This window comes from Candidatus Symbiopectobacterium sp. NZEC135, from assembly GCF_025962695.1.
Map to the genome: position 1 here is coordinate 1 of NZ_JAGFPF010000041.1, position 15,047 is coordinate 15,047.

Sequence of the window (15,047 nt, forward strand, 5' to 3'; positions counted from 1 at the left end):
GAACTGGCCGATCAATACGGTGTTTCCGCAGAACGTGTGCGTCAGTTAGAGAAAAACGCCATGAAGAAACTGCGGGCGGCGATTGAGGCTTGATGGCAGTTTATCGTGCGCGTTGTACAATCAGCGCTCACAATAAAAACGATCGACACAATGTCGGTCGTTTTTTTTATGTCTCTCCCCCGTGGTATTACAGATATTCAGTAATTTGTTCATAGTAACCTAGAGCGATCTCGTGTTTGGCATCATCAGGGATCAGTGTTTTTGCTCGTTTGAAATAGGCATTTTGCATTAGAAAATCCACCTCCTCCCCTGCATACCGTGCTTGTAGATAGTCATCATAAAATTCTACGATCTCTTTTAAATCGCAATACAGCACATCCTGTTGTGCGGGCTCTTCACCAAAAGAGAGTTCGCAGAGTCTAAGAGCCGCTTGTGCGTTGCTGATCGCACAGGCTAGGTTATCAGGCACCGCCCTTTTTTTTAAGTGGCTGAATACGTCATAAAAGAGTTTATTTTCTCTATTCTGTGGTGCAGCAATTCTTCCGTAGACGAGTTCCCGTGAGAAATTATAAAGACAGCTTAACCAGACAGTATTTCTGAGCGTTGAGTCAATACGCTGTGTCTTTTGCTCATCCAATGTTAATACGCAATGATGCGAGTTTATAAAATTATCAACATTACGATACAGAAACTCAGATATTTGAAATATTTCCCAATCGGTATCTCCACATTTTATTGCTGTAAGTGAATATTTGATGCGTAATAGTTGTAATTTTTTCTTTATTGCCGTGTTGTGGCTTGTCTTACTGTTCAGTTTTTTATTATATGTTTCATATAGTTCTGATATGGTGTTTCGTAGGGTCTTATTGATTTCTCGCCGTGTATCCACGTCTATCTCTGGTCGGTTTTCAATTTGGCTCTGGATCTTTAACAGGTTTTTATTATAGGTACTAATAACGGAAATCTTCTGGTGTGGAGGAACGATGCTTGTGTCTAATTTTAGAGATTCAATCAGCATTAGGTAATTTCTCTCATGCAGGGAGTAAGGGAAATATACTTTATCTGCTATTTAGTAGATCGAATTTCTTGGCGGAAAAAGCGATTTTTAGATGTGGTGAAATGCGTATCCGATGTGTTTATGGGTAATAGCTGCACGCATGCGGTGTACCATGAAGGCCCACATAATTGCTTGGCATCATCCCTGCACCGTATCAGGGAGTAGCCCCTGCCGTCGGCTTGCGGTTAACGTCGGGTGTAGAGCCACCCTCCTGACACCGGGAAGAATCCACAGCTTTCCATAAAGTGATCCAGCACGACTTCGTTTACGCCAGCATGATCGGCGGCGGTCAGCCAAAACTCTTTCACGCCCGGTAACTGGCGCACAACCTCCTGAATCAGGTGCAGGCCAACGCCGCGGCGGCGTGTTGCTTCTCTGACCATCAGATCATCGAGTTCTGCGTATTCTCCATCAATCTCAACCATAACCGCTGCCAGCAGTCGTCCGTTAAAGCGCGATGCAAATAGACGGTTATGCGTATCAAGCTCTTGTTGTAACAGGTCGAGATTCTGGTGAGGCCAAATCTTGGCGAGATCAATTCTGTCCTGGTCGCTAAATAACGAGAGACATTCGACGGCAAGCTTCATTTCGATAACCCTCTCAATGCGTTTGCATAAAGCATAACTGTAGCCTAAAGCATAATGTAGTAGTGATGTAGATAAACAGTTGTGTAAGTATTTCTGTACGGTTAATAGGGAAAATGTTTTCCTCATCGATGATTTTTCGAGTATTGAGTTGCTCATCGCCGCATAAAGCAGCATAACTGACTATCTATAAAATAAATAGTGGCTTATAAGGCTGGTATTTTATGCTGTTTACACCGCTTGTTTCTGATTGCGGGAGTTGATTTGCAGCATAAAATTCCTGTTTAATGACATGAAAAATAACGCCTTATTAGTGAAGTATAGCTAATAAAAAGCCTAACCTGTTCTTACTTATAAGAAAAAGATTGAGTATGGCGGGTTGGTACAGGTTTGCAGGCGAACTCCATAACGACAGATAGGGTGAATCGAATGAAAGTAGCTAAAGGTAAAGTCGTACTGTTAGGGTGTATGGCAGCAGCGTTCGCACACATGGCCCATGCAGAAGACATCAAGGTTGCCGTTGTCGGAGCCATGTCCGGCCCGGTTGCACAGTACGGCGACATGGAATTTATCGGTGCACGTCAGGCGATTGCTGACATCAACGCCAAAGGTGGCGTGAAGGGTAATAAACTGGTTGCCGTGGAATATGACGATGCCTGTGACCCGAAACAGGCCGTTGCCGTTGCCAACAAAGTGATTAACGACGGCATTCGTTACGTGATTGGTCACCTGTGCTCCTCTTCTACCCAGCCAGCCTCTGATATCTATGAAGACGAAGGCGTGCTGATGATTACGCCAGCGGCTACTGCACCGGATCTGACCACCCGTGGTTACAAACTGGTGCTGCGCACCACCGGTCTGGATTCCGATCAGGGCCCGACCGCTGCTAACTACATTGTGAATACCATCAAACCGCAGCGCATCGCCGTGGTACACGACAAACAGCAGTACGGTGAAGGTCTGGCGCGTTCTGTTCAGGACAGCCTGAAAAAAGCGGGTGCCAACGTGGTGCTGTTTGAAGGCGTAACCGCTGGGGACAAAGATTTCTCCACGCTGGTGGCGCGTTTGAAGAAAGAGAACGTGGATTTCGTCTACTTTGGCGGCTACTACCCGGAAATGGGCCAAATCCTGCGTCAGGCACGTCAGGCTGGTTTGACCACTAAATTCATGGGACCGGAAGGGGTAGGCAACTCTTCACTGTCCAACATCGCGGGCGCGGCGTCTGAAGGCATGCTGGTAACCCTGCCGAAACGTTATGACCAGGTTCCTGCTAACCAGCCGATCGTGGATTCGCTGAAAGCGAAAAAACTGGATCCGACCGGGCCGTTCGTCTGGACCACCTACGCCGCGTTGCAGTCTCTGACGACTGCGATGGCGCGCAGCGGTACCGAACCGGAAGCTATCGCAAAAGACCTGAAAGCCAACACCGTAGAGACCGTAATGGGTCCGTTGAGCTGGGATACAAAAGGTGACCTGAAAGGGTTTGAGTTTGGCGTATTCGAGTGGCATGCAGACGGCACTTCTAGCGCAAAATAATCGCTGCCGCCCACTCAGTTCCTGAACACCGATGCCCCTACCGCCTTCAGGCCGTGGGGGCAAAATCTTAAGGTGTAAAGGTTAATTCTAAGGTAAAGGTATGTCCGAGCAGTTCCTCTATTTCCTTCAGCAAATGTTCAACGGCGTGACGTTGGGCAGCACTTATGCGCTGATTGCCATTGGCTACACCATGGTTTACGGCATTATCGGCATGATCAACTTCGCCCACGGCGAGGTCTACATGATCGGTAGCTATGTCTCTTTTATCGTTATCGCTGCGCTGATGATGATGGGTATCGACGTCAGTTGGGTGCTGATCGGTGCGGGTTTTATCGCCGCCATTGTGATCGCCAGTGCTTATGGCTGGAGCATCGAACGCGTGGCCTATAAGCCAGTGCGTAACTCCAAGCGCCTGATTGCGCTGATTTCCGCCATCGGGATGTCCATCTTTCTGCAAAACTACGTCAGCCTGACGCAAGGTTCGCGCGACGTGGCGCTGCCGACGCTGGTGCACGGTCAACTGGTTGTCGGGGAAAGCAACGGCTTTGCCGCCACCATTACCACCATGCAGGTGACCATCTGGGTTGTCACTTTCATCACCATGCTGGCACTCACCACCTTTATTCGCTATTCCCGCATGGGGCGCGCTTGCCGTGCCTGCGCGGAAGATTTGAAAATGGCTAGCCTGCTGGGTATCAGTACTGACCGCGTGATTTCACTGACCTTTGTGATCGGCGCGGCGATGGCGGCGGTCGCTGGCGTATTGCTGGGCCAGTTCTACGGTGTGATAAACCCCTACATTGGCTTTATGGCGGGCATGAAAGCCTTTACCGCTGCAGTGTTAGGTGGGATCGGCAGCATTCCGGGTGCCATGATTGGCGGCCTGGTGCTGGGTGTGGCGGAAGCCCTGACCAGTGCCTACCTGAGTACGGAGTACAAAGACGTGGTCTCCTTCGCGTTGCTGATAGTGGTGCTGCTGGTGATGCCAACCGGTATTCTGGGCCGCCCGGAGGTTGAGAAAGTATGAAACAGCTCAACCTGTTAAATGCCGTGATATCGGCATTCACGCTGCTGGTGCTGGCAGCGTTCCTGATGGGCATGCAACTGGGACTGGATGGCACCATGTTGGTGGTACGCGGCGCAGATGCTGTGCGCTGGAACCTGATCGGCGTTGGTTGCGTGGTGGTGTTCTTCTTCCAACTGCTGCGCCCCTTCTTCCAAAGCGGGATGCGCAAACTGTCAGGCGGCGGCTCCTCACTGGTGCTGCCGAGCTTTGACGGCAGTACGCCGCGTCAAAAAGTGCTGGCGGCGGTGCTGATTATCATTGCGGTGATCTGGCCATTTTTAGTGTCGCGCGGTTCGGTGGATATCGCCACGCTGACGCTGATCTACGTGATGCTGGGCCTGGGCCTGAACGTTGTCGTGGGGCTGTCTGGTTTACTGGTGCTGGGCTACGGCGGCTTCTACGCCATTGGCGCTTATACCTACGCGTTGCTGAACCATTACTACGGGCTGGGCTTCTGGCAGAGCCTGCCGCTGGCGGGTATCGCTGCTGGGTTGTCCGGTTTCCTGCTCGGTTTCCCGGTGTTGCGCCTGCGCGGTGACTATCTGGCGATTGTGACGCTCGGTTTCGGTGAAATCGTGCGTATTCTGCTGCTTAACAATACCGAATTTACCGGTGGCCCGAACGGCATCAGCCAGATTCCCAAACCGACTTTCTTTGGGCTGGAATTCAGCCGCCGCGTCAGCGAAGGCGGTTGGGGCACTTTCCACGACATGTTTGGCCTGAAGTATGACCCCAGCGATCGCATCATTTTCCTCTATCTGGTAGCGCTGCTGCTGGTTATCGCCACCCTGTTTGTCATCAACCGGTTACTGCGTATGCCGCTGGGGCGTGCCTGGGAAGCGCTGCGTGACGATGAGATTGCCTGTCGTTCGTTAGGATTAAGCCCAACCCGCATCAAACTGACGGCATTTACCATCAGTGCGGCGTTTGCCGGTTTCGCTGGTACGCTGTTTGCCGCGCGTCAGGGGTTTGTCAGTCCTGAATCCTTTACCTTTGCTGAATCGGCGTTCGTGCTCGCCATTGTGGTGTTAGGTGGCATGGGCTCTCAGTTTGCGGTGATCCTCGCGGCCATTCTGCTGGTGGTATCGCGTGAATTGATGCGCGATCTGAACGAGTACAGCATGCTGCTGCTGGGTGCTCTGATGGTGCTGATGATGATTTGGCGTCCGCAAGGGTTGTTGCCGATGAAGCGCCCAGAGATGAAGCTGAAGGTTGAGAAGAAGGAAGAACAGGCATGAGTACGCAACCATTATTATCGGTTCGTGGCCTGACCATGCGCTTTGGCGGCTTGCTGGCGGTCAACAATGTGGAACTGGATCTGAATCAGGGCGAAATCGTCTCTCTGATTGGGCCGAATGGTGCCGGTAAGACCACGGTATTTAACTGCCTGACTGGTTTTTATCGTCCGACCGGTGGCACCATCATGCTGCGCGATCGCCATCTGGAAGGATTGCCGGGACAGCAGATTGCCCGTATGGGCGTGGTGCGTACCTTCCAGCATGTGCGTCTGTTCCGCGAAATGACGGTGATTGAAAACCTGCTGGTGGCACAACATCAACACCTAAAAAGCGGCGTGTTTGCCGGCCTGCTGAAAACGCCGGGTTTCCGTCGTGCAGAAGCCGAAGCGCAAGCGTTGGGGGCCATGTGGCTGGAGCGCGTTGGTCTGCTTGATTTGGCGAATCGTCAGGCGGGTAATCTGGCGTATGGTCAGCAGCGTCGTCTGGAGATTGCGCGTTGCATGATGACACGCCCGGAAGTATTGATGCTGGATGAACCCGCTGCCGGGCTGAACCCGAAAGAAACCGAAGAGCTTGATCACCTGATTGCTGAACTGCGCGATCGTCACCAGGTATCGGTGCTGCTGATTGAGCACGATATGAAGCTGGTGATGGGCATTTCCGATCGCATTTACGTGGTGAATCAGGGAACGCCCTTGGCGCAGGGAACACCGGTTGAAATTCGTAATAACCCGGACGTGATCCGCGCGTATCTCGGGGAAGGATAAGCACTATGTTGTCATTTAATCAGGTTTCAGCGCATTACGGAAAAATTCAGGCGCTGCATGACGTGAGTCTGCATATTGAACAGGGTGAAATCGTCACGCTGATTGGGGCCAACGGTGCGGGGAAAACCACGCTGCTCGGCACCCTGTGCGGCGATCCGCGCGCGACGGCGGGCTCCATCATTTATGACGGAAAAGACATCACCCAGTGGCAAACGGCGCAAATCATGCGTGAAGCGATTGCCATTGTGCCGGAAGGTCGCCGCGTGTTTTCACGCATGACGGTGGAAGAGAATCTGGCGATGGGCGGCTTCTTTGCCGACAAGGAGCAGTATCAGTCGCGCATTGCGCGGGTATACGATCTGTTCCCGCGTCTGTATGAGCGCCGCGCGCAGCGTTCCGGCACCATGTCCGGCGGTGAGCAGCAGATGCTGGCCATCGGACGCGCCCTGATGAGCCAACCGCGTTTGCTGCTGCTGGATGAGCCCTCTCTGGGGTTAGCACCGATTATTATTTTGCAGATTTTTGATACTATCGCTCAACTGCGCGAAGAAGGGATGACCATCTTCCTGGTCGAGCAGAATGCGAATCAGGCGCTGAAATTGGCGGATCGTGGTTATGTGCTGGAGAATGGTCGGGTAGTATTGGAAGATACGGGTGCCGCCTTGCTGGCAAATGAGGCTGTGCGTTCTGCCTATCTCGGGGGATAACCCTGTCTGAGAGACCATGATTGCGCGACAGTCGTCGTGTCTGGGTGGGCCAGCGTTGTCTGGCCCATCGTGTTATCTGATGAATCAAGAGAATGAAAATGGCAACGGAAGGATTACTGTCTCAGCGTATGGCGAGACTGAAAAGCTCGGCGATTCGGGAATTGCTGAAACACAGCAAGATGGATCATGTGATTTCTCTGGCTGGGGGAATTCCTTCAGATGCCTTGTTCGATTTTGAAGGGCTAAACCTGGCGACCCAGCGCGCGATTACCGAGCAGCCGAAAAATGCGTTTCAGTATGGTTTGACGGAAGGTAGCGATACGCTGCGTGTGCGTATTGCTGAACTGTGTGCGCTGCGCGGTGTGAAAACCCACGCTGACGACATGGTAGTCACGGCGGGCTCGCAGCAGGCGTTGGATCTGGTGATGCGCTCTCTGATTGACCCTAATGATGTGGTGGTGGTGGAACGCCCGACCTATCTGGCGGCACTGCAAACGCTGGAACTGGCGGAAGCGCGCGTGATGTCGGTCGCATCCGACAAAGACGGCATGGTGGTGGACGAGCTGGAAACCCTGCTGCGCACTCAGCGTATTAAAGCGGTGTATCTGGTGCCGAACTTTGGTAACCCGAGCGGCGTGGTGCTCAATGAAGCGCGTCGTCGCCAGTTGATTACGCTCGCCGATCGCTATGGCTTTGTGATCATTGAAGATGACCCCTACGGTGAGTTGCGTTTCACCGATGAGCGCAATCCGACGCTGTTCCAGCTTGGGCAAGAGATGCTGGGCCACAACGATGCGGTGATCTATACCTCTACCTTCTCAAAAATTCTGGCACCGGGCTTGCGCCTTGGTTGGGCTATCCTGCCGCAGTGGCTGCTGCATAAAGTGGCGATCATCAAGCAGGCGGCGGATTTGCATGCCAGCTCGCTGTCGCAAACCATCGCGGAATACTATCTGGCGTCGGGACGTTTGCCGACCCAAATCGACAAGATTCGCGAAGCCTACAAGCACAAAGGTGAACTGCTAGGATCACTGATTGAGCAAGAGCTGGGTGATGTGATTGCTTTCAACAAACCAAAAGGCGGCATGTTCCTGTGGGCACGCTTCCGCGAGCCGTTTAACACTACGCAGTGGCTGGAAAAAACGCTGGAACAGGGCGTGGTGTTCGTGCCGGGTGAGTTCTTCTTCCCGGAACGCCCTGATTACGCCACGCTGCGTTTCTCGTTCGCTACCGCAACGGATGAGCAGATGCACGAGGCAGTGGCTCGTCTGAAACGCGCGCTTTAAGTTGATGATGGACTAAAACCGCTGCCCGCTGGCAGCGGTTACGGCCTACGCTAAGCCGCATCTCAGCACAGCTGCTGAATCAGATGCGGCAGTTCCTGACTGACGATATCCAGCAGGGTATCGCGCGCCGCATCTGGTGCATTTCCTACCCACGCCACCGCCAGCGGCAAGGCAGTAAACGCCCCCTCGCCATGATCGATAGCTACAAAACGCACATGGGGAGTTGCCATGCGCGCCGCCCAGCGCGGCATGATGGCACCGCCCACTTCGCTTGCCACCATACTGAGAATGGTCTGTTTTTCATCGACAAGCTGCACAATATGAGGTTTAAGCCCCGCCTGAGAGAACAGCTTGATGGTGACATCGTGGCTGTGCGGCCGCGCGCGTCGCGCCGGTACGATAAGGGGCAGCGTGGCGATATCCTCGATGGTCACGCTATGGCGTGTTGCTAACGGATGGCGCTCGGCGATGGCGAGCACCACATTTTCGTAGAGCAAAAAGCGGGTGGTGAGCTGCGGGTCGCTCTCTTTCAGCGGGCGGATAAATGCCATATCCAACTGGCCGGATTTCAACTTGGGCAGCAGTTGTGCGGTTTTGTTTTCATCAATGCGCACATCCACGTCGGGGCAGGCGTGACGAAATGCGGGTAGCAGATGAGGCACCAGCGCAATCGCTGCGCTGTCGATGGCTCCAATGCGCAGCGTGCGTGCCTGAAGGCGTCCTTGACGGCGAAAGTGGGCTTCCAGCGCATCCACTTCAGCCACGATTTTCTTCCCTTCTTCCAACAGTTTGTGGCCGTGCGCTGTCAGCGCCACGCTGCGCGTGGAACGCACGAACAGGCGCACGTTGAGGCTTTCTTCCAGCAGGCGAATATGGCGTCCGAGGGCGGAGGGCAGCATATCAAGTTGCTGGGCCGCGTGGCCGAAATGTAGTGCGTCTGCCACCGCGATAAAGCAGCGCAACTGGCGGAGTTCCATGGGCAACCCTCAGTAGTAGGTAGAGCGAGCGCGTAGATAATAGCGCTGTTTTCCGCCTTAACAAGCGGTGAAAAAATGTGCGCGTTGTTGGCGGTGATCCCTATCACAGAACCGTAAGGGGTAAAACGGGTGCAGTTGTTAATACTCTGTATCTCAGACGTTTTTTTTTATCGCTTTTCCACATTAAAACTAGGTGAATATTGATCGCCATCATCGAATTCAACGTCGCCCTGATGACGCCGCTGGATTATGCAAATTATTTATATAATCCCAGGTGAATGATCCCGCCAATGTTCTGACGCATAGTCTGATCAGAAATAACGTGTATTAGCCAGTCTTATTATTTTTCCCTACTCTTACCCTATTATTCTGGAATGCATAATGAAAATAGATATTGAAAGTGTGACGCTAAAAAAGATCACCTGGCGGATTATACCTTATGTCATGGTGGTTTATTTTGTCGGCTTTTTTGACCGTATTAATATCGGGTTTGCCGCGTTAACCATGAATCAGGATTTAGGTTTTTCCGATACGGTTTTTGGTTTAGGCGCAGGTTTATTTTTCCTCGGTTATTTTCTGACGGATGTTCCCTCCAATATTATTTTGCAGAAAGTCGGACCGCGTATTTGGCTCACGCGTATTTTACTCAGTTGGGCCGTGATCACCGCGTTTATGATTACTGTGAAGACCGTGGAAGGGTTTTATATCCTACGTTTTCTGCTGGGTGTTGCGGAGGCAGGCTCTTTCTCCGGCATTATTCTCTATCTTAGCACTTGGTTCCCAATGAAACGGCGGGCGCAAATGATTGCCTTGTTTATGGCTGCCGCCCCGATTTCTGCCATGGTCGGCTCGCCGCTGGCGGGGGCTATTCTCAGCGCCCACGGTGCGCTTGGTCTGGCGGGCTGGCAGTTAATGTTCCTGATTTGTACCGTCGCGGCGACGGTCATGGGTGTGTTTACCTGGTTCTATGTTAACGACAAGCCGGAGAAAAACCGCTGGTTGACGTCGGAAGAAACGCAGTGGTTGGTGGCGACGTTGGCGGCGGAAAAACAGAACAAAGGTGACGTGGTTAAAGTCAGTATCTGGAAAGGGCTGACCGACATCCGCGTTCTGACGCTGGCAGTGGTCTATTTCGGCACCTCTGCCGGGCTCTATTCTCTCAATATCTGGTCGCCGCAATTTATCAAATCCTTTGGTTTGAACACCATGCAGATTGGCCTTATCAATGCGGTGCCTTCGGCCATGGCCGCTATCGCAATGGTGCTGTGGGCGCGGCATTCCGATAAAACCAAAGAGCGCACCTGGCATGTGGTGAGCGCGTGTTTGCTGGCGAGCACCGGGTTTGTGCTGGCGGGGTGGGCACAGTCGTTACCGCTGGCGATTGCCGCGCTTGTCATGGCTAATATGGGTATCTCTTCGTGTAAACCGCCGATCTGGAGTATCCCGTCGCTGTTCCTGAGCGGGCCTGCCGCTGCTGCCGGGCTGGCCGCTATCAACTCTATCGGTAATCTGGGTGGCTTTGCGGGCCCCGCGCTGATCGGCTGGTTGAAAAGCAATACCGGAAGCTTTTCCATCGCGCTGTATTGCGTAGCGGGCATGTTGGTGGTTTCCGCGATATTAACCCTGTCTATTGAAGTGCGTCGTCGTCGCGATGAAGCAAAGCTCGAATTAACCCATTCAACGAAATAAAGCGTATCTGTTTTTTATTGGAGGTTGTGTGATGTCTCAAAATGATGTGTCGACATTGACAGAGATAATGACCCGCTTTACCGGGTACGTTGGCAAACGCCTGCCAACCGATGTCATCAAGAAACTGGAAGAATTACGCAGTAAAGAAAAAGACGAATTATCCCTTGCCAAAGTGGTTTATGACTCGATGTTTGAAAACCAAAAGCAAGCAGATCTATTAGACAGACCCTGCTGCCAGGATACCGGTGTTATTCAGTATTTTATTACGGCAGGATCGGCATTCCCTTATTTGGGTGAGCTGGAAAGTATATTACAAACGGCGACGGAAGAAGCCACTAAAAAAGCGCCATTACGCCATAATGCAGTCGAGACCTTTATTGAGAAAAATACCGGAACCAATACCGGATCGCGAATTCCGTGGCTCGATTGGGAAATCATTCCTCATGATGATAGCTGCACCATTGAAGTTTATATGGCGGGGGGCGGTTGTTCATTGCCGGGTGCCGCGAAAGTATTGATGCCGGGCCAGGGCTATGAAGGCGTTAACCAGTTCGTGTTCGATGTGATCACCTCTTACGGCGTGAATGCCTGCCCGCCGCTGTTGGTTGGCGTCGGGGTCTCTACGTCGGTGGAAACTGCGGCGCGCTTGTCGAAAAAAGCGATTTTGCGCCCGGTGGATTCGTCCCACCCCAATGCCGATGCGGCGAAGATGGAGAAGCTGCTGGAAGAGGGGTTGAACAGCGTGGGCCTGGGGCCGCAAGGGCTGGGCGGAGCTTCATCGGTGATGGGCGTCAATATCGAGTCTTCCGCGCGCCACCCTTCCACCATTGGCGTGGCGGTGTCTACCGGATGTTGGGCGCACCGTCGCGGCACCATCCGTTTCTCCGCTGATTTGTCCTATGAAATTCTTTCCCATAAAGGCGCCGTACTATGAAAAAAGTGCTTACTACCCCGATTAGCGATGAAGCGCTGGCCGAACTGAACATTGGCGATGTGGTGTATCTGACCGGTACGCTGGTGACCTGTCGTGACGTTGCTCACCGTCGTCTGATTGAGCTGGGCCGCGAATTGCCGGTCGATCTGCGCGGCGGCGCTATTTTCCACGCCGGGCCGATTGTAGTGGAAAAGGACGATGGCAGCTTTGAAATGATCTCCATCGGGCCAACCACCAGTATGCGCATGGAAAAATTCGAGAAAGAATTTATCGAACAAACCGGTGTGAAGCTGATTGTCGGTAAAGGTGGCATGGGGCCGAACACCGAAGAGGGCTGCAAAACCTTCAAGGCAGTGCACGCCGTGTTCCCCGGCGGCTGTGCGGTGCTTGCCGCGACCTGCGTTGAAGAGATTGAGGATGCCCAGTGGCGCGATCTTGGCATGCCTGAAACGCTGTGGGTAAACCGGGTGAAAGCCTTTGGTCCGTTGATTATCTCTATCGATACCCACGGCAATAACCTGTTCGAGCAAAACAAGAAGGTCTATAACGCGCGCAAAGCGCCAGTGATTGCGGCCATCAACGAGCAGATTCGCTTTATCAAATAAGTTCTGGCGCGCAGCGCCACCCTGAAACACTGAAGGTAACCTATGAAACTGGCAAGTTTTATTAACCCGGAAACCCAGCAAAAGACTTACGGGCGTATCGATGCCGATGGCATCATCGATCTGGGACGGCGCTTTTCCGACACTTATGCCGATATCCCTGCCGCGCTGCGCGCCGGTGCGTTGAAACAGTTTGAGGCGGTGCAGGACGCGCCGGACTTTCGTTTTGAACAGGTCACCTTTTTGCCGGTGATCGAACAGCCGGGAAAAATCCTGTGTGTTGGTATGAACTACATGGAAAAACGCATCGAGTTCCAACAAACCGTTGATGCGCCAACCCTGTTTATCCGCTTTGCCGATACGCTGTCTGCCCACCGTCAGCCGCTGATGAAACCGGAATCGAGCAACGAGTTTGACTATGAAGGTGAACTGGCCGTGGTGATCGGTCAGCACGCGGATAACGTCAGCTGTGAGGCGGCGCTGGACGTGGTGGCAGGCTACAGCTGCTTTATGGATGGCTCGGTGCGCGATATGCAATACACTTGGTTCACCTCCGGCAAAAACTGGCGGCATACCGGCGGGTTTGGTCCCTGGATGGTCACCGCTGATGAGGTGGGCGATCCGCAACAGCTGGATATCAGCACCTTCCTGAACGGCGTGCGCGTGCAGCATGACACGACCAGCAATATGGTGCGCTCCGTGGCGGAACTGATTGCCTACATTTCACGCTTTACGCCGCTGGCTCCGGGAGACGTTATCATCACCGGTTCACCGGGGGGCGTGGGGAAAAAACGCACACCGCCGCTGTTTATGAAAGCCGGCGATGTGGTGGAAGTGGAAATCAGCCAGATTGGGCGGCTGGTGAATACGGTGGCCGCAGAGCGTGATGTGCTGGCCTACGCTTAAGGCGGCTCCCAGCGTGCTCTGGGAGCTTATGCGCTAAAACTGTGTCCAATTCTCCCGGCTGCCCTGTGGTAGCGGGAGTTCACGTGCTGGCGGGGGGCTTTGGCGCGCGGTCTGGGGCGGTAATACTTTGCTGTTTGAGGCAATGCGGAACATTTGCATCAGTGACACTAGGTTGGCCGCCTGATCGTTCAGGCTTCCGGCCGCGCTGGCCGATTGTTCGACCAACGCGGCGTTTTGCTGAGTCACGCGATCGAGCTGATTGATTGCGCTGTGAACTTGCTCGATGCCCGACTCTTGTTCCCGCGTGGTTCCCCCGATAGTGGCGATCAGGTGGGCGACTTCACTGGCCTGAGCCACCAACGCTGCAATGGTGCTGCCCGTCTCTTCAACCAGGGTAGATCCGGTATTCACGGTTTCGACGCTGTTATGGATCAGCGTTTTGATTTCCTTGGCGGCGGAGGCTGAGCGCTGTGCCAGCGAACGAACCTCACCGGCAACCACGGCAAAACCGCGCCCTTGCTCACCCGCGCGGGCGGCCTCGACGGCGGCGTTGAGCGCCAGAATGTTGGTTTGAAACGCAATACCGTCAATTACGCCGATAATATCGCTGATCTGGCCGGAACTGGCGGTGATGGCCTTCATGGTCGCCACGATTTGGTTAACGGCTTCTCCACCTTTTGCCGCCGTGGCGCTGGCCTGATTGGCGAGCTGTGTGGCGCTGTGCACCGCATCGGCGTTTTGGCGTACCGCCTGGCTAATCTGTTCCATTGCGGCGGCGGTTTGTTGCAAATTAGCCGCCTGCTCTTCCGTGCGTTGACTCAGATCGGTACTGCCAATGGCAATCTCATTGGAGCCGGTGGCGATGGACTCGCTACTTTGCCGCACCTGCTCCACCATAGCGCTCAAACTGTTACGCATGGTGTTCATGGCGGCCAGCATGCTGCTGCTGTCATTAGGGCGCAGGGTAATCGCTGCGGCTAAATCACCTTGAGCGACTTGCTGGGTAATGAGGGTTGCATAGGCGGGTTCTCCCCCAAGTTGTTTTCTTAGGATATAGGCGATCAGGAACGCAATCAGTGCGCCCAACCCCGTAGCCAACAGCGCCAGAGTCAACATCAGGTTTCCACCATTATTGGCCTGTTCCATGGCTTGTTTGGCCTGCTTTATCGCCTGGTTTTTTTGCAACTCAATCATATCATCCAGTGTTTCAAACACGGGTTGCTGCGCACGCCGCATATCATCCAGCATCATATTTTCTTCTGGGTCATCGCTGAGTTCCCGGGCAACTGCTTCTTTGACGGCATTCATATAGGCTGGGCGAACGTTGGCAAGCTGTGCTAATAACGCTTTCCCGGCAGTGAGGGTGGCGCGGTTATTGAGTTCCTCCAAACGTTTGGTATTAAGGGCGATAGTGGTATCAATCACCTGTTTCTCTTCTAATTTACGGTCATGATCCTTATAGAGCGCCATATTGCGTACTGAACGGGCGACAGTATCAAATCCAGTTTTTAATTCCTGAGTCAGTAAAAGATTATTAAGTGACCGGTTCGCAAGCAGTTCCATCTCATTGCCCAGTGAAATCAACTGAGAGCGACCAAGAATGGCCACGCACAGGCTGATGATAATCACTGACGCAAAGCCCGAGCCCAACATGGTGCTAACTTTCATCTTTTTAATAAATTGCATAAGTGTCCCTAT

The 15,047-nt window shown here is 53.2% G+C and carries 15 protein-coding genes; 11 read left to right on the top strand and 4 right to left on the bottom strand.

Annotation, left to right across the window (positions count from 1 at the left end):
- A partial coding sequence (locus J5224_RS17225) for a sigma factor-like helix-turn-helix DNA-binding protein (RefSeq protein WP_319802451.1) occupies nucleotides 1-93 on the top strand: 93 nt, incomplete at its 5' end.
- A gap of 94 nt (nucleotides 94-187) precedes the next feature.
- On the opposite strand, the gene J5224_RS17230 is transcribed toward J5224_RS17225, so the two are convergent.
- Together J5224_RS17230 and panM are read right to left on the bottom strand one after the other, a co-directional pair.
- Nucleotides 188-1,018 (bottom strand): hypothetical protein, encoded by an 831-nt coding sequence (locus J5224_RS17230; protein ID WP_264626542.1) that lies wholly within the window; start codon nucleotides 1,016-1,018, stop codon nucleotides 188-190.
- A gap of 224 nt (nucleotides 1,019-1,242) precedes the next feature.
- Nucleotides 1,243-1,644, bottom strand: coding sequence for an aspartate 1-decarboxylase autocleavage activator PanM (panM, locus tag J5224_RS17235; RefSeq protein ID WP_264626543.1), 402 nt, complete (start codon nucleotides 1,642-1,644; stop codon nucleotides 1,243-1,245).
- Between the two features lie 426 nt (nucleotides 1,645-2,070).
- Here panM and J5224_RS17240 point away from each other — a divergent pair, with 426 nt between their 5' ends.
- The 6 genes from J5224_RS17240 (at nucleotide 2,071) to J5224_RS17265 (ending at nucleotide 8,241) form a co-directional block, all read left to right on the top strand.
- On the top strand, nucleotides 2,071-3,177 hold the full coding sequence (locus J5224_RS17240) for a branched-chain amino acid ABC transporter substrate-binding protein (RefSeq protein WP_264626544.1): 1,107 nt from the start codon (nucleotides 2,071-2,073) through the stop codon (nucleotides 3,175-3,177).
- Nucleotides 3,178-3,277: 100 nt separating this feature from the next.
- On the top strand, nucleotides 3,278-4,204 hold the full coding sequence (gene livH / locus J5224_RS17245) for a high-affinity branched-chain amino acid ABC transporter permease LivH (RefSeq protein ID WP_264626545.1): 927 nt from the start codon (nucleotides 3,278-3,280) through the stop codon (nucleotides 4,202-4,204).
- Nucleotides 4,201-5,481, top strand: a complete 1,281-nt coding sequence (locus J5224_RS17250) for a high-affinity branched-chain amino acid ABC transporter permease LivM (RefSeq protein WP_264626546.1) — start codon at nucleotides 4,201-4,203, stop codon at nucleotides 5,479-5,481. Before livH ends, J5224_RS17250 begins: the two co-directional genes overlap by 4 nt.
- Entirely contained in the window at nucleotides 5,478-6,248 is a 771-nt protein-coding gene (livG, locus tag J5224_RS17255) for a high-affinity branched-chain amino acid ABC transporter ATP-binding protein LivG (RefSeq protein WP_264626547.1), read from the top strand. Before J5224_RS17250 ends, livG begins: the two co-directional genes overlap by 4 nt.
- 5 nt (nucleotides 6,249-6,253) lie before the next feature.
- A complete protein-coding gene (gene livF / locus J5224_RS17260) occupies nucleotides 6,254-6,955 on the top strand; it encodes a high-affinity branched-chain amino acid ABC transporter ATP-binding protein LivF (RefSeq protein WP_222159097.1) in 702 nt (233 codons plus the stop codon).
- 98 nt (nucleotides 6,956-7,053) lie between these two features.
- A complete protein-coding gene (locus tag J5224_RS17265; protein ID WP_264626573.1) occupies nucleotides 7,054-8,241 on the top strand; it encodes a PLP-dependent aminotransferase family protein in 1,188 nt (395 codons plus the stop codon).
- A 62-nt stretch (nucleotides 8,242-8,303) separates the two neighbouring features.
- Here the strand turns inward: J5224_RS17265 and J5224_RS17270 are convergent, their stop codons facing one another.
- Nucleotides 8,304-9,218, bottom strand: coding sequence for a LysR family transcriptional regulator (locus J5224_RS17270; protein ID WP_264626548.1), 915 nt, complete (start codon nucleotides 9,216-9,218; stop codon nucleotides 8,304-8,306).
- Nucleotides 9,219-9,599: 381 nt separating this feature from the next.
- Here J5224_RS17270 and J5224_RS17275 point away from each other — a divergent pair, with 381 nt between their 5' ends.
- Genes J5224_RS17275 through J5224_RS17290 form a run of 4 tightly spaced genes read left to right on the top strand, consistent with a single transcriptional unit; the run spans nucleotide 9,600 to nucleotide 13,349 of the window.
- The gene (locus tag J5224_RS17275) at nucleotides 9,600-10,907 is read left to right on the top strand and encodes an MFS transporter (RefSeq protein ID WP_264626549.1); all 1,308 of its coding nucleotides are present in this window, start codon (nucleotides 9,600-9,602) and stop codon (nucleotides 10,905-10,907) included.
- A 31-nt stretch (nucleotides 10,908-10,938) separates the two neighbouring features.
- Nucleotides 10,939-11,841 carry a L(+)-tartrate dehydratase subunit alpha gene (gene ttdA / locus J5224_RS17280; protein ID WP_264626550.1) on the top strand — a complete coding sequence of 301 codons (903 nt, stop codon included), beginning with the start codon at nucleotides 10,939-10,941 and terminating at the stop codon, nucleotides 11,839-11,841.
- Complete coding sequence (gene ttdB / locus J5224_RS17285) at nucleotides 11,838-12,446, top strand: L(+)-tartrate dehydratase subunit beta (RefSeq protein ID WP_264626551.1); 609 nt, start codon at nucleotides 11,838-11,840, stop codon at nucleotides 12,444-12,446. The genes ttdA and ttdB overlap by 4 nt, the downstream gene beginning before the upstream one ends.
- Nucleotides 12,447-12,488: 42 nt before the next feature.
- Nucleotides 12,489-13,349 (top strand): fumarylacetoacetate hydrolase family protein, encoded by an 861-nt coding sequence (locus J5224_RS17290; protein WP_264626552.1) that lies wholly within the window; start codon nucleotides 12,489-12,491, stop codon nucleotides 13,347-13,349.
- 33 nt (nucleotides 13,350-13,382) lie between these two features.
- Here the strand turns inward: J5224_RS17290 and J5224_RS17295 are convergent, their stop codons facing one another.
- A complete protein-coding gene (locus J5224_RS17295; RefSeq protein ID WP_264626553.1) occupies nucleotides 13,383-15,035 on the bottom strand; it encodes a methyl-accepting chemotaxis protein in 1,653 nt (550 codons plus the stop codon).
- Nucleotides 15,036-15,047: the final 12 nt, after the last annotated feature.

What these genes read in the sequence shown, in the direction of transcription:
- J5224_RS17290 (WP_264626552.1), top strand. Translation starts at nt 12,489, where the DNA reads ATGAAACTGGCAAGTTTTATTAACCCGGAAACCCAGCAAAAGACTTAC.
- J5224_RS17240 (WP_264626544.1), top strand. Translation starts at nt 2,071, where the DNA reads ATGAAAGTAGCTAAAGGTAAAGTCGTACTGTTAGGGTGTATGGCAGCA.
- J5224_RS17275 (WP_264626549.1), top strand. Translation starts at nt 9,600, where the DNA reads ATGAAAATAGATATTGAAAGTGTGACGCTAAAAAAGATCACCTGGCGG.
- J5224_RS17250 (WP_264626546.1), top strand. Translation starts at nt 4,201, where the DNA reads ATGAAACAGCTCAACCTGTTAAATGCCGTGATATCGGCATTCACGCTG.
- livF (WP_222159097.1), top strand. Translation starts at nt 6,254, where the DNA reads ATGTTGTCATTTAATCAGGTTTCAGCGCATTACGGAAAAATTCAGGCG.
- panM (WP_264626543.1), bottom strand. Translation starts at nt 1,644, where the DNA reads ATGAAGCTTGCCGTCGAATGTCTCTCGTTATTTAGCGACCAGGACAGA.
- J5224_RS17265 (WP_264626573.1), top strand. Translation starts at nt 7,054, where the DNA reads ATGGCAACGGAAGGATTACTGTCTCAGCGTATGGCGAGACTGAAAAGC.
- ttdB (WP_264626551.1), top strand. Translation starts at nt 11,838, where the DNA reads ATGAAAAAAGTGCTTACTACCCCGATTAGCGATGAAGCGCTGGCCGAA.
- J5224_RS17295 (WP_264626553.1), bottom strand. Translation starts at nt 15,035, where the DNA reads ATGCAATTTATTAAAAAGATGAAAGTTAGCACCATGTTGGGCTCGGGC.
- livH (WP_264626545.1), top strand. Translation starts at nt 3,278, where the DNA reads ATGTCCGAGCAGTTCCTCTATTTCCTTCAGCAAATGTTCAACGGCGTG.
- ttdA (WP_264626550.1), top strand. Translation starts at nt 10,939, where the DNA reads ATGTCTCAAAATGATGTGTCGACATTGACAGAGATAATGACCCGCTTT.
- livG (WP_264626547.1), top strand. Translation starts at nt 5,478, where the DNA reads ATGAGTACGCAACCATTATTATCGGTTCGTGGCCTGACCATGCGCTTT.
- J5224_RS17270 (WP_264626548.1), bottom strand. Translation starts at nt 9,218, where the DNA reads ATGGAACTCCGCCAGTTGCGCTGCTTTATCGCGGTGGCAGACGCACTA.
- J5224_RS17230 (WP_264626542.1), bottom strand. Translation starts at nt 1,018, where the DNA reads ATGCTGATTGAATCTCTAAAATTAGACACAAGCATCGTTCCTCCACAC.